General features: G+C 47.8%; 15 protein-coding genes. 1 reads left to right on the top strand and 14 read right to left on the bottom strand.

Annotated features, from left to right (window positions below; genetic code table 11):
* Positions 1 to 92: 92 nt before the first annotated feature.
* The 8 genes from NZ043_RS19430 to NZ043_RS19395 all read right to left on the bottom strand — a co-directional run bounded on the left by NZ043_RS19430 (position 93) and on the right by NZ043_RS19395 (position 8,443).
* A complete protein-coding gene (locus tag NZ043_RS19430; protein WP_339309083.1) occupies positions 93 to 2,024 on the bottom strand; it encodes an ABC-F family ATP-binding cassette domain-containing protein in 1,932 nt (643 codons plus the stop codon).
* A gap of 60 nt (positions 2,025 to 2,084) precedes the next feature.
* Complete coding sequence (locus NZ043_RS19425) at positions 2,085 to 2,663, bottom strand: TetR/AcrR family transcriptional regulator (protein ID WP_017689402.1); 579 nt, start codon at positions 2,661 to 2,663, stop codon at positions 2,085 to 2,087.
* A gap of 13 nt (positions 2,664 to 2,676) precedes the next feature.
* Positions 2,677 to 3,486, bottom strand: coding sequence for a DUF92 domain-containing protein (locus NZ043_RS19420; protein ID WP_264929651.1), 810 nt, complete (start codon positions 3,484 to 3,486; stop codon positions 2,677 to 2,679).
* A 228-nt stretch (positions 3,487 to 3,714) separates the two neighbouring features.
* Entirely contained in the window at positions 3,715 to 4,488 is a 774-nt protein-coding gene (locus NZ043_RS19415) for an ABC transporter permease (RefSeq protein WP_074094444.1), read from the bottom strand.
* Between the two features lie 17 nt (positions 4,489 to 4,505).
* Positions 4,506 to 5,282: an ABC transporter ATP-binding protein gene (locus NZ043_RS19410; protein ID WP_074094443.1), complete on the bottom strand. Its 777-nt coding sequence runs from the start codon at positions 5,280 to 5,282 to the stop codon at positions 4,506 to 4,508.
* Positions 5,283 to 5,309: 27 nt separating this feature from the next.
* Positions 5,310 to 6,338, bottom strand: coding sequence for an ABC transporter substrate-binding protein (locus NZ043_RS19405; protein ID WP_339309082.1), 1,029 nt, complete (start codon positions 6,336 to 6,338; stop codon positions 5,310 to 5,312).
* A 39-nt stretch (positions 6,339 to 6,377) separates the two neighbouring features.
* Positions 6,378 to 7,826: an aryl-sulfate sulfotransferase gene (locus tag NZ043_RS19400; protein WP_133384230.1), complete on the bottom strand. Its 1,449-nt coding sequence runs from the start codon at positions 7,824 to 7,826 to the stop codon at positions 6,378 to 6,380.
* A 59-nt stretch (positions 7,827 to 7,885) separates the two neighbouring features.
* Complete coding sequence (locus tag NZ043_RS19395) at positions 7,886 to 8,443, bottom strand: MarR family transcriptional regulator (RefSeq protein WP_133384229.1); 558 nt, start codon at positions 8,441 to 8,443, stop codon at positions 7,886 to 7,888.
* A 388-nt stretch (positions 8,444 to 8,831) separates the two neighbouring features.
* On the opposite strand from NZ043_RS19395, the gene NZ043_RS19390 reads away from it, so the two are divergent.
* Positions 8,832 to 9,239 (top strand): hypothetical protein, encoded by a 408-nt coding sequence (locus NZ043_RS19390; protein ID WP_091032249.1) that lies wholly within the window; start codon positions 8,832 to 8,834, stop codon positions 9,237 to 9,239.
* Between the two features lie 122 nt (positions 9,240 to 9,361).
* Here NZ043_RS19390 and NZ043_RS19385 read toward each other — a convergent pair whose 3' ends face one another.
* The 6 genes from NZ043_RS19385 to hemE all read right to left on the bottom strand — a co-directional run bounded on the left by NZ043_RS19385 (position 9,362) and on the right by hemE (position 15,848).
* Positions 9,362 to 9,994, bottom strand: coding sequence for a fumarylacetoacetate hydrolase family protein (locus NZ043_RS19385; protein ID WP_339309081.1), 633 nt, complete (start codon positions 9,992 to 9,994; stop codon positions 9,362 to 9,364).
* 47 nt (positions 9,995 to 10,041) lie between these two features.
* A complete protein-coding gene (locus NZ043_RS19380; protein ID WP_091032254.1) occupies positions 10,042 to 10,794 on the bottom strand; it encodes a glycerophosphodiester phosphodiesterase family protein in 753 nt (250 codons plus the stop codon).
* Between the two features lie 24 nt (positions 10,795 to 10,818).
* Positions 10,819 to 12,231, bottom strand: coding sequence for a CapA family protein (locus NZ043_RS19375; protein ID WP_339309080.1), 1,413 nt, complete (start codon positions 12,229 to 12,231; stop codon positions 10,819 to 10,821).
* Positions 12,232 to 12,416: 185 nt separating this feature from the next.
* A complete protein-coding gene (gene hemY, locus NZ043_RS19370) occupies positions 12,417 to 13,841 on the bottom strand; it encodes a protoporphyrinogen oxidase (protein ID WP_133384226.1) in 1,425 nt (474 codons plus the stop codon).
* Complete coding sequence (gene hemH, locus NZ043_RS19365; RefSeq protein WP_036609705.1) at positions 13,841 to 14,791, bottom strand: ferrochelatase; 951 nt, start codon at positions 14,789 to 14,791, stop codon at positions 13,841 to 13,843. The genes hemY and hemH overlap by 1 nt, the downstream gene beginning before the upstream one ends.
* Positions 14,784 to 15,848, bottom strand: coding sequence for a uroporphyrinogen decarboxylase (hemE, locus tag NZ043_RS19360; protein ID WP_133384225.1), 1,065 nt, complete (start codon positions 15,846 to 15,848; stop codon positions 14,784 to 14,786). Before hemE ends, hemH begins: the two co-directional genes overlap by 8 nt.
* Positions 15,849 to 15,909 lie beyond the last annotated feature (61 nt).

Below are 15,909 nucleotides of genomic sequence, written 5' to 3'. Positions count from 1 at the left end.
CATAAAAGCGCAAATTCGCAGACAAAAAATCGCCCTTTCCTCCAATGCGACATAAAGTCACTATGGAAAAAAGGGCGATGTTTAGTTATAAATCAAGACTTGCTCTGTTCAATCTGCTCTGCAAGTTCATTCAGAACGGTCCAGCGTTCCATCAATTCATCCAGATGACGCTCAGCCTCAACCTGCTCCGCCATCAACTCCTGCAGACGGGCAGAATCACTAAATGACTCTTCCATCTCTTTGTTAATCCGGACAAGATTGGCTTCAGCCTTCTCAATATTTTCATCGATCTGGTCGTATTCACGTTGCTCCTTAAAGCTGAATTTCAACTTCGGTTTGACCGCTGACACTGCAGGCGTCGTTTTCTCAGATGACTGCTTCACCTTCGCTGCTCCTGTATCACTCTCTTGATTAGCTCCAGGTGCATTTTTCAGCATCCATTCCGCATACTCACTGTAGTCGCCGACGTGTACACGTACAGCACCGTTGCCCTCAAAAGACAGCACTTTATCCACAGTACGATCAAGGAAATAGCGATCATGGGATACGACAAAGACAACACCGGGGAAATCATCCAGGTAGTCTTCCAGTACAGCGAGTGTCTGGATGTCCAGATCATTCGTCGGCTCATCCAGCAGCAATACATTCGGCGCAGCCATCAGCACACGCAGCAGATACAGGCGACGCTTCTCTCCACCAGACAGACGCGAGATTGGCGTCCACTGGGATGCCGGAGTAAACAGGAACCGCTCCAGCATCTGGGATGCTGTAATCAGAGAGCCATCGGCTGTTTTCACATTCTCGGCCACTTCCTTGATGTACTCAATCACACGAAGAGATTCATCCATCTCCTGATGTTCCTGTGTGAAATAGCCCAAATTGACCGTAGGACCGACGTCAACCACGCCTGCATCGGGTTCCAGCTTGCCAGATATCATCTGTAACAACGTGGACTTACCACTACCATTCGGTCCGACAATCCCTACCCGATCTCCAGGTACAGCAATATAACTCAGATCTTCGATCAGTTTGCGACCACCGACGGATTTGGAAAGATGCTCAATCTCCAGTATCTTTTTACCCAGACGCGTGGAGCCAACCGATACTTCCAATGAACCCGAGCGCTGGACTCCTTGTTGGTCTTTGAGTTGTTCGAATCGATCAATTCTCGCTTTTTGTTTTGTTGTCCGTGCCTTGGCACCGCGACGAATCCACGCAAGCTCTGTCCGAAGCAGGTTCTTACGTTTCTGTTCGGAAGAGGCTTCCCGTTCTTCACGTTCTGCCTTCAGTTCAAGAAAACGTGTATAGTTGGCTTCATATCGGAACAAACGACCATGATCCAATTCCAGCATGACATTCGCCACACGATCCAGGAAATACCGATCATGCGTAATCATAAGCAGTGCGCCGCGGCGCTTCTGCAAGTACTGCTCGAGCCATACGACCGAATCATTATCAATATGGTTCGTCGGCTCATCCAGAATGAGCAGTTCGCAAGGATGAATCAGTGCAGCGGCAAGTGCTACCCTTTTGCGTTGTCCACCAGACAATGTGCCCATCAGTGCATCGAATTGACGAATACCCAGTTTGGACAAAATGCTCTTCGCTTCACTCTCCATCTGCCAGAGTTGAAGCTGCTCCATTTGCTGATTCAAACGTAATAACCGCTCTTGCAATGCTGGATCGGACGAATTCAGTTCCAATAATTCCATCGTTTCCGTATATTCACGCACGGTTTTCATTTCCATGCTGTCACCTTCGAATACTTGTTGCAGTACCGTATTATCCGGATTGAAGTCCGGATTTTGCGCCAGGAACTGAATACGTACATCATTACCGATCGAGATCTGTCCCGCGTCTGCAGGCTCCATACCGGATATCACACGCAAAAACGTGGATTTACCGGTTCCATTTACCCCAACGACACCAATCTTGTCCTGATCAGCCATACCAAATGAAGCATCCTTGAACAATATTTTTTCGCCATAACTTTTTGCAATTTGTTCTACCGTCATTATGTTCATTGCTCGTACCCACTTCTCTGTAAATTAAAATTCAATATTACGTACATCCGCGCACTTACTTTACACTTGTAAAAAAGAACGGCATCCGTCCAGAAACAATGCTGCTGCAAAAGCAATTCGTTTGTTCAGATGTTCCTCATTAAACTCCGGATTTAACATAATATCCATCTTCAGCCGGTCCAGAATTCCAATGTAGGCTTCAGCGAGCAATACAGGCTCAGGTACACTTGCACTTTCCAATACCTCACACACCATACTCATGTATTGATTCATGAATGCCTTCATGAATTTCATCAGATCCGGATCATTATTGGGTGCCATAAAAAAGAGCTTGGTATGATTGCGACGCTCATAATAATACGTAAGGTGGGTCTTGGCTATTGCTCCAAGTTTATCACCTGTGTTCTCATGCGAGTTCAAAGCATATTCAAGACGGCTGATAAAACTGTTACAATCCCGCTTGGATACTGCGATAAAAAGTTGTTCCTTGCTTTTGAAATATAAATAAATGGTGCCTTTTGCGATGCCGGCTTCGTCTGCAATATCAGACATTTTGGTCTCATAAAAACCTTTCGAGCCAAAAATACCATAGGCCGCATCCAAAATAGCCTCCGATTTGTCTCCCTGTACAGTGCTCAAAATGTACTCCCCCCTACAACGCCAAAATGTTACCTAAACCAATCGCCACACATCCGCCGATCACCGAGCTAAGCACGTTCACCAGGTCGTTACTCATCCATGCCCAGCCACGAGCCCGAACCGTCGGATGCCCGCAATGTTCATGTACCTCAACTTCACGGCCACACACAGTACAACGATACATCATCTGCACCGTTGCGCCCAGATAGGAATCGGCAAAAGCCCCTGCCAACCCGCCTACAAGACCGACAAAAGTCCAACTAAACAGACTAAGCCCTTCTATCCCGGCGATCCAGGAAAACAAGAATGCTCCCGCACCAATCAGAGCCCCGCCTACGGCTGCAGCCACGGTGCCAAGAAGTGAGACCCCTCCTGAAGCACCAGGAGTAAGTACCTTCCACGTGAGAACAGAGCGCGGCGGCTTGCGACTGAGACTCCCAATTTCGGTTGCCCATGTATCCGATGTAACAGTAGCCATTACACCAATGAAAGCATACACCCATGCCGGATGTGGAAATATCCAGTATCCCAGGCATAGGAACATGCCCATTCCACCATTAGCCATCACTTGTCCCGCATCCCGATTTCCTGACTTGGCATAGGATTTCTCCAGCTCCTGCTTCCGATCTTTACGGAACCTGGAGAGCAACGTTGAAGTAATGAAAAACAACAATAACGTGCCAAACCAGAACAGGTTCCCCGCTCCGTAATATATCGTTCCCATCATGATTGCTGCCAGGCAGCCAGACAGGGTTAGCGACTTTTTCGCATAGGCAGCACCTGCCACCATAGAAGCGCATACGGCGCCAATAATCCAATCCATAATGTCTCCTGCATGCAGCGTATGTACAGCCCGCATGACGTTTATTGTATTTTTGAAATTCAATTATACCACGGTTTGATCCCAATGCCGAAACTCCTTACGCCAGCACACAAAAAACCTGTTTTGGCCTCGTGTAGAAGTGCCAAAACAGGTTATCGATCAAACGTCAAAACAAGATAACTTCCCTTTTCAAGTAACGTCTGGAATTCAATGTTCCTATGTTCTAATTCAGACCCGCTTCGCTCCGCCAATTACCCCATATCGGTAGAGTACTCTGCGACCAAACCAGTTGAACAATCGATCCGTCAGGAATCCCATAAAACCCAGGGAAATCAGCCCGACAAAGATCCAATCTGTTCGGAAAAAGAGTCTGGAATTCCAGATCAAGTAACCGACTCCCTCATTCGAGGCAATCATCTCAGCACCGATTATGGCCATATAAGAAGTTCCCATCGCCAGTCGCACACCCGTGAAGATATACGGGGTTGTCGCCGGGACAATCACATGCAGCAGAATCTGCCGTTCATTGGCTCCCATACTGCGGGCCGACCGGATTTTGTCTTCTTCAACGGAGAGTACACCTGTCAGTGTATTCAATACAACAATGAAGAAGGTTGCGTACATAATGAGCGCGATCTTGGATTGCTCACCAATTCCGAACCACACCAGAAATAAGGTAATAAAGGCGATCGGCGGGATAAAACGTATAAAGTTAAGGAACGGTTCGGCGAACAGCCGGATGAGATGAACTTTGCCAATAATCAGCCCTACCGGAATAGCAATGATGCTTCCGAGTACCCAGCCGGCCAGTACACGAGTGAAGCTGATTCCGATATACTCCATCAGCGTACCGTCAGCTATCAGTTCGCGTGCTCCCAGGATCGTGTGCCACGGACCAGGGATTACGTCAGGCCCATAGATAAGGGCACCAAGCTGCCAGATTAAGATGACCGTTACCCATAGAAGCGGGATAGACACCCATTTTTTCTCCAACCATTTCATCTTGTATATCACCTCAGTTATTCTTCAAAGTGGCCTTGAATACGGTCATATAGGGTGTTGAACTCAGACGAGGCGATGTTCCTCGGGTAAGGTAACGTGTTGTGGTAAATATCCGTGATATTCGAAGACGGACCTACAGACATAATGCCTATGCGCTCACCAAGCAATAACGCCTCCTGAATATCGTGTGTGACAAAGATAACGGTTTTATGTGTTTCTTTCCAGATATTCACCAGTTCCTTCTGCATGGTCCGTCTCGTCATCGCGTCCAGTGCACCGAATGGCTCATCCATCAACAAGATCGCCGAGTCATTCGCAAGTACGCGGGCCAATTGAACCCGCTGCTTCATGCCACCCGAGAGTTCTTTTGGAAATTTTCCCTCATGAGCACTCAGTCCAACAAGCTGGATGTATCGATCAGAGATCTCACGTCGTTGTGTCTTAGGCACCTTGGACATTCGAAGTCCGAATTCAACATTTTCCCTCACAGTTAGCCATGGAAAGAGAGAAGAATCCGCCTGCTGGAATACCATTGCCCGATCCCTGCCCGGTCTGTCGATCTCCTTGTTGTCTACCTTGAGCTGCCCACCCGACTTGGAAATAAAACCAGCGATCATGTTCAGCAGCGTTGACTTCCCGCACCCACTGGGACCAAGCAGGACAAAGAACTCCCCTCCCTTGATAACCAGATCAACATCCTTAATGATATAATGCACATCCCCATTGGTCGGGGCATGATACGTTTTCCGAAGCTGTTCAATATGAATGGTATGCTGAGTTGCAGGTAAGGACATAACGGACACCTCCCATTTCAATAAGAATTATTTACTGTATGTCACTTTTTTCGGCAACGCCTGCTGGAGAGAAGTCAGATTGAGTTTGGTGTCGAGATCAAAATCCTGTTCGATGATTCCGGTGTCCACCATATATTGCTTCTGACCTGCCAAACTATCATAAGCGGCCTGCGTAAACCCAACTTCCCATGGATTGATCGGAAGGTCTTTCAACGTGGCATCTTTAGGCTGTTTGGTCTCTTGATACATCAGATCCGCCACTTCTTCAGGATGCGCTTGGGCATACGTGGATGCCTCATCAAGAGCCGCGAGGAAGTCACTGATCTTTTCGGAGTTTGCCTGGATGAAGTCATTACTCGATACCAGCCCCATACCAAGGCGTATAGGCGTCTGAGACATATCCGTCAGCTGATGTACTCCTTCGAGTGCATCGAATTTATCGGTTAACGCTGAACCTATAACCCAAGCGGCATCAAGGTCTCCCTGTTTCAGTGCGATGTAGGCTTCATCAAAAGCCCCCTGACCAATTTGCGTCACATCACTCAGCGCCACCCCCTGATCTTTCAAATATTCATCCCATAGATATGGAATAAATGTACCTCGAATGAAACTCACTTTCTTGCCCTTCAAATCCGCTCCACTCTGAATATCATCCCTTGCATACAGTTTCCAGGCGGCTGCCGCTTCATCCGTAGTCTGACCTGCGGAAGCGATGACTGAATATTCCCCTTTAGCCAAAGCATTTAATACAGGGAAGTCCGCCCCGTACGCAATATCTACCTGTTTGATAAATAGTGCATTTACACCTTCAGCCGGTGAGCCAAACGTAATACTCTCTGCATCAATGCCCCGTTTTTCAAAGAACCCTTTGGCAATGGCTACCCTGAACGTTGGGTTGGTACTTGTATCTGCGATGCGAATTTTTACATTATCGGCATTCTTGTCGGTAGCGTCTTTTGCTCCAGATCCTGCTGCATTTGAGCTGCATCCGGATAATAGGAGTGCCGTGGCCAGAAATAATATCAATACGCCAGTTACTATGGATGGTTTTCTCAAAATATACACCCCATTCGATCTAGTCATGATTCTTGACGCTTAACCGCCTGACTTGCCTTCATCCGACGTTGCCACACAGGCTGCACCCTCCACAAATGGAAGAGTTGTCTCTACGCTCACGATGGATGCAGAACCTTTGGGCGCTGCTCCCGGCACCCTGTAGTTGGAAACATCAATAGCTTCGATCGCAATCTCCTGCGGTTTCTCCAACTGTGGAACCCACTGATAAGGAACTCGATACGAACGATAGACCATATTGGTATTCCGCCCATCTGTGTACGGGGAGACATACTCCCAGACCAGCTCATGCTCCGCTGTCACTTCGAACAATCTGCCATTGGAACCCTCGGTTATCAGGGTGTTGCCGTTAGGTAAACGCTGGGCGGAACTGATGTATGGGCTATAAAATTTATAAGAATCCGTCGGAACCGAGAAACCTGCTTCTGCCGAGGTATACTGCCAGACAATCTCCAGGGTGACCGGGTTAATCTCCAGTACACGGGAGTGATCCCGAATCGCATGTTTCAATCCAAATGGAGAAGCCGGATTTGGGAGGCCATAACCTGCCCAGCCGCCATTGTCGAATACAAGCAAGTTGCCTTCTCCCGGTAGACCTTGGGGAATGATATGTGCATGATGCTGCCCGATAATTGTGCCGATGTGTTTCACTTCAGGTGAAGTATAGTCTGGCCCTAATCTCCACACGATCTTTCCGCTCTGTCTGTCTGTAATGGCGATTATGTTGGCCTCTCTGGCATCCCAGATAATATTGTCGGGGTGGAAGCGTTCGTCTCCTTCTTCATAGAAGCGGTTGGGTCCGACATAAGAAGCAGAATTAATATGTAACCAGTCACCAACGCCACCACCCAGATGACCGAAAGAACGTGTATTCGGGTCACGGAACAGAACATTTCGAGCAGCTTCATCAAAACCTAATTCTTCAAAGTGTTTGTTAGGCAGCCATTCCCAGAGTACCTTCCCCTCCCAATCCACTTCGATAATGGCATCATCAAGCAATGGCTTATCTGAAATTTGCGGATTACTCACATTTTTGTGTGCCAGAATAAGTGTTTTGCCACTCTTCGTCTTTGGCGCAAGGCCAGGTGCATAATAACCTACCGGATTTCCCTCACGCTGATAATCATGATGCTGGCGGGCATACCATAATGGCTCATACCCCGGATCTTCGATGTGTTCGTAGCTATTGTATTTCCATACAATGTTGCCGTCCCAATCCACCTGAACCAGATCGACATTATCCTGAATACCGAACTTCGGATCTCTCCGGCCTGTGCTGCCCAGCACGTAGCCGCCAGGTAATATTTTAGCCGGAAAACCTAACAATCCTTTCCACAGGTGAACCTCCTTGCCATTCATATCGATCAACACTACGCCTTCCTCACCTGCCTGATAAACGGTATAACCGCCCCAAGCCTTATCCGGATTGTATAACGTCGCTCCAGTTGGATATATTGTTGAGTGTCCCATTGATCATCTCTCCCCTAGAATGTTTGTGGTATATCAAATGTCCTTACTTTGACCCAACCTCAATAACTGAGATAGTTACTCTTCCCGGTATTGTCCCGCTGCTTCTGCTCAAGGTTACTTGTGGAGGACCGATCATGTTCTTGTATCCCGTTGTTCTCCGCCAATTCCAGCACCGTGTCCGAGAATCCCTCCAGATTCGCTACTACCCGCTCGTAGAATTGACTTTGCTGCTCCAGTTCCTCACTCGTAAAACCCTCAAACAGAAGCGTGATACATCGGGCACCGATATTGCTGTTTCTCGCATACATCTCCCGCCCGCTGGATGTGATGTCCAGTAAAACCGTCCGGCGGTCGTCTTCCTTTCGTCTGCGGATGGTGAGTCCCTTTTTCTCCAACTTATCGGTCAGAGCTGTAATGGCACCCGATGTAAAGTCCAATTGTTCCGCCAGATCTCCAAGCCGCTGTTCTCCCTCACGAATGATTTTGTGCAGGATAAGCATGCCTGGCAGGCTGATACCTTCTACAGAGATGCGATCCCGCTCTTTGACGAATCGTCTGACCATTTTGCGAAATAACCAATCCGTCCGCTCCAACGCTTCCCAGTCTCTATCACTCATTCCATAACCTCCTTGATCGTCTGAAACCCCAACAGCATACGAAAAAAGGCCCCCGAGGACATTCCTTAGAGGAGTAGTCCCGGGAGCCTTTGGTGGTCCAATCAGCTCAATGCAGTTTTCAGTTCAAATTATTTCACTGTTCATTTAATGAGTATTAAAATAATTGAGATTATCATATAACCAACTAACCCAACCTGTCAAGTGCGAATTATATTAGTGATCTTTTCTTTTTGCAGCCATTCTCCGCTAGGTTGAAATTACTTATCCTGTTTTAAGTTTCACTTCAGGTTTCCCGTTTACACTATTCTCAGATCGAAACATCTACAACTACATCAACGACAAGTTACGATTCAGTTCGTACTCAACTACAGAAATGAGGATTATCCATATGAATATGAAAAGAGTCATTATTATAGGCACAATGATTGTCACCATGTCCTTCGCCGGAACAGCATGGGGCCAATCCGCCATCTCTCCCATACCTACTGCTAAATGGTCCATCGTTGACTTGGACACTCGTGAGGGAAGTAGCGACGAGCTGCTCAGCGCTCTGAATCAGCCTTCAGAAGCGGATCTGTATCAGGAACTGTACAACGGCAAATCACTGAGGATGATTACGGAAGAAAACAACGGGAATTTGGATGAGGTCATTGCTATACAAGTAAGACAGCTCAGAGAGCAGTTGGATGAACGGCTCGCCAGTGGAAGTATCAGCTCGGAGCAACATGCTGCACAACAAGCTGAACTGGAAGAGTTGGTCACACAGAGCGCAAATACAGCATACAGCTTGGCGTAAATTAGTAGCGTATCCGTACGATGAAGATATAAACATATATCCACGATAACACAGCAAAAAGGAGCGTATGCACGCCCCTTTCTTGTACCCTATTCATCTCAAGCAGGTATGATGTGTAATCCTTATTGCGCTGCCTCAATCGTACAGGCACCCAAGGATTCGCCGTCCCATGCCAGTTCGAGCACATCTCCTGCTTGTGTTGGTCCAACACCTTCGGGTGTTCCTGTAAAAATGACATCGCCCGGCCCCAAGCCGTAATGGTGACCTACATATTCCACAATGTCCTGTAAACTGAAGATCATGTTACGAATGTTACCACGCTGGACTTCCTCACCATTTTTGGTCAATGTAAAGTCTTTCTCCAGTAATGCTGCCGCACCCGGGAATGCCTGAAATGCAGTAACCGGAGCGGAATTTCTGAACCCTTTGGCCGCTGTCCACGGGTGGCCCTTTTTCTTAATCACGGTCTGTACGTCACGTAACGTAAAATCAATACCAAACGCATACGCATCCACCAGCTCATCTACCGCCATACCTGGCTCATAACTCCGGCCGATTTGCACGACCAATTCAGCTTCATAGTGAACTTCACCCTTGGTAGCAGGCAATTCAAGCGTTTCACCATTCAGGGACACGACTGCATGAGAAGGTTTCATAAAGATCATTGGCTCATCCGGAACCGCGTTACCCAATTCTTCCGCATGAAGTTTATAATTGCGTCCTACACAGTATACATTGCGAATGTTAGTCAACATGGGTATATAACCACCTTTATTGGATTCATTAGTGTGTATGGTGTGAATTAGGGTCTGAAAAATCGGCTGCTCGTCTCCTGAAATGCCAGCTCCCATACGTCAGGACGGTTCGTACATAACATGAGTTCTGGATCAACTGCCGCCAGTTTCTTCATAATGGTCTTGTCATCCACTGTCCAAGCCATCACCCGAATGCCTGCACTCCGCATCTCGTTCATTAAGGATTTGTCCACATTGGTGTATCCAATCGAGAGGAATGTACAATTCATCTGCCGCAGGGCGGTTAACAGATCACCTGGTCGTGCATCGATAATCAGCCCCGTCTGGATCTCCGGTGCAAGTTTCTTCACTTCGATCAGAGCGGCTGGTTCAAATGAGGTGATCACAACATCATTTTGCATATGTCTTTTTCTCACTTCATGTATAACAGCCGCAGGCAGACCCGGGTACATGTCTCCCTGCGTTTTCAGTTCAATGTTCAAACGTACTCTGCCGCACGAGCGATCTAACAATTCACTTAGCGCCGGAATCCGTTCGCCTTTGTAAGACTTATTTTTCCACGATCCGGCATCCAGTCGTTGCAGATCTGCCCAATCGGTTTCCCGAACCAGGCCCTTGCCATTTGTCGTGCGATCCACTGTAAAATCATGAATGACCACCGGTACACCATCACGCGACAACTGCACATCCAGCTCCATCCACTGAACTTCAGGCCGTTCCATGGCCATCAGGAATGCAGCCATCGTATTCTCTGGTGCAATAGAAGAAAATCCACGGTGCGCTACACAAAGGTTGTTCATTCGATTCCCTCCTCAAAAAGGTTATTAATTAGGTGAAGCGACTCCATTCCCATCATATCGAATACCAGGAGAGAGCTTTGCCATCTGTTCCAACAGCAGTTTGTTCGCCTCATCGATCATCGGAATGGCCTGACCTAGCCCGGCCTCATAAGGGATAACTTTCATGCTGCAAGCTGCATCTTGACTACAACGAGCCTGAAATACCGCCGTTTTCCATGTCTCTTCGGTTGTTGATCTGGAGAAAATGAAATTTCCCGTACTGTATGCAATCCACTTCCCCTTATAGTACTCCAGCCCTTGCAACACATGAGGATGACCACCTATGACCAGATCAGCGCCAGCATCTACAAACTCATGAGCCAATCGGGTCTGGTCACTATTCGGAGTACTTACACGTTCCTCTCCCCAATGTGCAACCACGATCACCAGATCAGCCTTCTTACGGGCCTCCTGGATCGCTGTGACTGCCCCTGTGGAATCATAAGCTTCAGCCACGCCTGCCCGATTACCTTCCGCCTTCCAACTCGTTTCCGGTACAACTCGTGAGAACCCAAGCAATGCAATCTTCATGCCTTTGCGTTCCAGATACGCTGGTGCATAGGCCTCATCCCTGTTCATACCTGCCCCGGTGTGAGCTATGCCATATTCCTTGAGATAAGTTAACGTATCCACCAAACCCTCTACGCCCTGATCCAGAATATGATTGTTAGCCAAGTTGACAGCATCAAAACCCGCAGAGGCCATTGCCGCCAATGCTTTGGGCGAAGATTTGTATACATAGGTTTTGTCGACTGCACCAGTACCACCCAGGGTTATCGGTGTCTCCAAGTTGCCGATGGTAAGATCATCATCCTTGAATAATCTGCCGAGTTTGGCAAAGGGATAATCATAACCGTTCTTATCCAGCAGTTCAGCAACTTTGCCCGAGAATTGAATATCACCCACAAAGTTAATCGTGACATCCTTCGCTGAATTGGAAGGTTTCGATGTCCCTGATTCCTGATCCACACCTGCATTTCCCTTGGTGCCGGACGGTGTAGAATCTGCCGCTGGTTTTTTCGTTCCGGATTCTGCTTTCCCACTATTGGTATTGCCTGAAGTGTCAGGTGTCGCTGCTCCAGATGTCTTATCTGCATCCGCTGTTGTCTCTTCATCCGTAGCTTCGGGTTCTTCTTCCGAAGTCTCATCGGATTCCGAGTCTGGAGAACTTACTTGATCCCCGCCTTTGGCATCGTCTCCAATGGAAGGCTTATCCTGATCAACTATTTCTTGTTTCACTGGCTGGTCCGCCTGTTGCTGACGTGTATTAATAACATAAAAAATGCCCACCAGACCAATTGCCATGATCAATACAATATTAACTGTCCAGATAATTGTATTGCGCGTGCGTTTGCCTTTTTTCTTCTTTACACTTCGCTCTGATCTTGGGGGATACATAAGCAACTCCTCTTCTTCTTCACAGCCATACATACCATTATATCAGGCATATTCTGGATTTCCATCATTCCTTGGAACTGTATCGATTGAAAGGGTATTAACTCGGTTAGCTTCCAGATCTTCATATAAAAAAAGCCATCTCTCCAGTAGATAATTCTACGTTTGAGACAGCTCTCTTGCTGTACTTAATCTGCTGCAAGCTCTTGTGTAGCCTGGACAGACATTTCCTTCGCTTGTCTGATGCAATCAGGCAAACCTACACCCTCATAACCTGCACCCGCAATGTACACACCCGGTAATTTGCTGCCAAGCTCCTCACGGAGGGCGGCAATATGTTGGAGGTGTCCCACCGGATACTGTGGCATGGACTTACGAAGCCTTGTAATCTCGGAGAAGATCGGCACTGCTTCAATACCCATCGTCTCTCTCAGATCCTTGAGAACCAGATTCGTCAGCGCTTCATCCGGAAGCTCCACATTCTGTTCGTCACCGGAGCGACCAACATAACAGCGGAGCAGTACTTTATCATCCGGGCTGGTATGCAGCCATTTCGTCGATGTCCACGTGCAAGCCGTAATATTCCGCCCCTCTTTCCGCGGAACGAGGAAACCCGACCCGTCGAATACATGCTCCACCTCTTTTTTCTCAAAAGCGAGCACGACATTGGCTACAGACACATAGTTAATCGCATCCAGTGCCGCTGTGTCCACGTGAGGCTTCAACAGCTCCGACGCGACATAGGTCGGCACAGTAATCACTACATCATCGGCTTCAAGCATTTCGCCATTACCAAGTTCAACACTGTATCTGGTCTGCGCTCCATCAAGGCGTTGCAGCGACTTCACCGCAGTGTTCAGACGTTGATCCACATCCTGCAACTCATGGACGAGTGCATGAACAAGGCTCTGAAGTCCCTGGCGAAAGTTCAAAAAAGCGCTCCGTTTTGTTCCGGTATGTGTCTCAGCCGGTTTGCGACCCGTCATCATACCCCGGATCAAGCTGCCGTAATCGCGCTCTACTTCTCCGAACTGCGGGAAGGTAGCCTGGAGGCTCAATCGCCGCATATCACCTGCATAAATTCCTGCGAGCAGTGGTTCCGTCAAGTTCTCCAGCACTTCTGCTCCAAGACGGCGTTCAATCATATAACCGAGCGATTCATCCTCTGTTGTACGACGCGGCGGGATGACAAAATCCATCAACGCCCGCAGTTTGCCTGCCGGAGAGACCAGACCACTTCTCAAGAATGGTCTTAGTTCTGTAGGAATACCAAGAACAAGTCCTGCTGGCATAGGATGAAGTTTGCCACGCTGCATGATATACGTTTTCTTCGACTCCGGATTCTGACTGACCAGCTCATGATCAATCTCCAATTCTTTAGCAAGGTCAATCATTGCTGTTTTGCGAGCCAGGAAAGAATCGGGCCCTTTTTCAATCACAAATCCATCCCGGTGCAGTGTCTCAATCATGCCTCCCATGGACGAGCTTTTCTCGACCAAAGTAATCACGGGTTCAACTCCTGCTTCCCGGTAATGCTTGCGGATATAAAATGCCGCGCTGAGCCCGGTAAGGCCACCACCGACAACAACAACACGGCGTTTCTTATCACCCATTACTCATCCGACCCTTGCTGCCATTGGCTTATAATAACGTCGCTTAACGTCTCCATGTATAGAGGATCGCTATTGAGAGAATCAATACGCATCAGGCGCATGTCGATCTCTTTGGCAATCGATTTGGCCTCAATATCGAGATCATAGAGCACTTCGAGATGATCCGAGACAAACCCGATTGGTGCCACAAGCACATCCTCTACCTGTTCACGCGAAAGCTCCTGTAACGTATCCAGAATATCCGGTCCAAGCCAAGGCTCAGCTGTTCGTCCGGCACTCTGCCACGTAAATTGCCAATTGGTTATTCCTACACGTGAGGCAATCACTTCCGAGGTCTCCAGCAATTGTTGCGGGTATGGATCACCCATCTCCACAATACGTGCCGGCAGGCTGTGCGCACTGAACAATACCTTCACATCTCCGCGTTTTGCTCCAGCTTCTTCGAACGCATCCAACTTGGCACTGACACGTGTGGACAACGCCTGAATTAACTTCGGATGCAGATGATAACTCTCAATAAAGGACATATGAACGCCCAGCTCTTCTGCTTTTTCACGCGCACGTTTGATATAACTGCCTACACTCATCGTTGAAAAATGAGGAGCCAGTACAATACCAATTGCTGTCTGAATTCCATCCTTCGCCATCTGCTCCACGCCATCCTCAATAAACGGATAGGCATGCTTCAGTCCTTGATAACAACGGAATTCCACATCAGTGCCACGCTCATCGCGGTTTAATGTCTCTTGAAGGGCCTTGACCTGATTGTCTGTGTTCTCCCGAAGGGGGAAAACACCGCCAACAATGGCTTCATAACGATCCGTCAGTTCTTTCAATTGCTCCGGTTCAGGCGGACGTCCTCTGCGGATATGTGTGTAATACGCTTCAACACTCTCCATATTTTCGGGTGTGCCATACGACATCACCAGTACACCTACAGTATTAGTCATTAGTTACCGTCACCCCAGTCTTCATTGCTTCGGCAGAATATTCATGAATATACGCCGTTAGTTCTCTGAGCTTCTCTAGCGATGCTTCAGGAAACAATCCGTGTCCCAGGTTGAAAATATAACCCGGCTCCTTGATTCCTTCGTCAATAATCACTTTGGCTTGCTCTTTAATCAGTTCCATCGGGGCAGTCAGCACATATGGGTCAAGGTTACCCTGTACTGCAAACTTGCCACCAAGACGTTGACGCCCTTCTGAAATGGATACTCTCCAGTCCAATCCAATTACATCGGCTTGCAGATTATGCAGTGCTGGCAACAACTCACCCGATGCAACACCAGGGAAATAAATCTTCGGTACATTCAAATCCGATAATTCGGTAAAGATACGGGTAATCGTAGGCAACACATATGTTCTGAAGTCTTTGGGAGAAAGTGCTCCAACCCAGCTGTCAAACAACTGGAATGCCTTACCGCCATTCGCAATATGCGCACGGACATATGTAATAACCATATCACCAAGCTTCTGCATCAGCTTATGCCACACCTCAGGCTCGCTGTACATCATCGTTTTGGTGCGGATATAACCTTTCGAAGGTCGGCCTTCAATCAGATAACTCGCAATCGTGAATGGTGCGCCCGCAAACGTAATAAGAGGCACATCAAGCTCCTTATCCAGAATTCGAATGGTTTCCAGAATATGTGACAGATCTCCTTCTACGTCGATGGGACGGAGCCGATCCACATCTGCAGCAGACCGAATAGGATTATCGATAACTGGACCAATATTTTTTACAATGTCAAAATCAATGCCCAATGAGGCAACCGGATTCATAATATCGGAATACAAAATAGCCGCATCTACACCAAGTTTGCGTACCGGCATGAGTGTAACTTCAGCCGCCAGCTCGGGTTGTTTGCAGATTTCTAACAAGGAGTACTTTTCTTTAATTTTGCGATATTCAGGATCGTAACGTCCAGCTTGACGCATGTACCACACCGGGACACGGTCTACCTGTTGTTTGAAACTTGCCCGAATCAGTCGATCATTATAGCTCATGTAAGAAGCCTCCAATAGTTTTTGGACTCATAATTACCATTATGCCCTTTTTAAACAGCCG

The organism is Paenibacillus sp. FSL k6-2145 (assembly GCF_037976585.1).
GTDB lineage: Bacteria > Bacillota > Bacilli > Paenibacillales > Paenibacillaceae > Paenibacillus.
This window is presented reverse-complemented; position numbering and strand designations above follow the sequence as displayed.

Excerpts from the sequence above, each read along its gene's own strand:
- NZ043_RS19430 (WP_339309083.1), bottom strand. The coding sequence starts at position 2,024 with ATGAACATAATGACGGTAGAACAAATTGCAAAAAGTTATGGCGAAAAA.
- NZ043_RS19420 (WP_264929651.1), bottom strand. The coding sequence starts at position 3,486 with ATGGATTGGATTATTGGCGCCGTATGCGCTTCTATGGTGGCAGGTGCT.
- NZ043_RS19415 (WP_074094444.1), bottom strand. The coding sequence starts at position 4,488 with ATGAAATGGTTGGAGAAAAAATGGGTGTCTATCCCGCTTCTATGGGTA.
- NZ043_RS19410 (WP_074094443.1), bottom strand. The coding sequence starts at position 5,282 with ATGTCCTTACCTGCAACTCAGCATACCATTCATATTGAACAGCTTCGG.
- NZ043_RS19400 (WP_133384230.1), bottom strand. The coding sequence starts at position 7,826 with ATGGGACACTCAACAATATATCCAACTGGAGCGACGTTATACAATCCG.
- NZ043_RS19395 (WP_133384229.1), bottom strand. The coding sequence starts at position 8,443 with ATGAGTGATAGAGACTGGGAAGCGTTGGAGCGGACGGATTGGTTATTT.
- NZ043_RS19390 (WP_091032249.1), top strand. The coding sequence starts at position 8,832 with ATGAATATGAAAAGAGTCATTATTATAGGCACAATGATTGTCACCATG.
- NZ043_RS19385 (WP_339309081.1), bottom strand. The coding sequence starts at position 9,994 with ATGTTGACTAACATTCGCAATGTATACTGTGTAGGACGCAATTATAAA.
- NZ043_RS19380 (WP_091032254.1), bottom strand. The coding sequence starts at position 10,794 with ATGAACAACCTTTGTGTAGCGCACCGTGGATTTTCTTCTATTGCACCA.
- NZ043_RS19375 (WP_339309080.1), bottom strand. The coding sequence starts at position 12,231 with ATGTATCCCCCAAGATCAGAGCGAAGTGTAAAGAAGAAAAAAGGCAAA.
- hemY (WP_133384226.1), bottom strand. The coding sequence starts at position 13,841 with ATGGGTGATAAGAAACGCCGTGTTGTTGTTGTCGGTGGTGGCCTTACC.
- hemH (WP_036609705.1), bottom strand. The coding sequence starts at position 14,791 with ATGACTAATACTGTAGGTGTACTGGTGATGTCGTATGGCACACCCGAA.
- hemE (WP_133384225.1), bottom strand. The coding sequence starts at position 15,848 with ATGAGCTATAATGATCGACTGATTCGGGCAAGTTTCAAACAACAGGTA.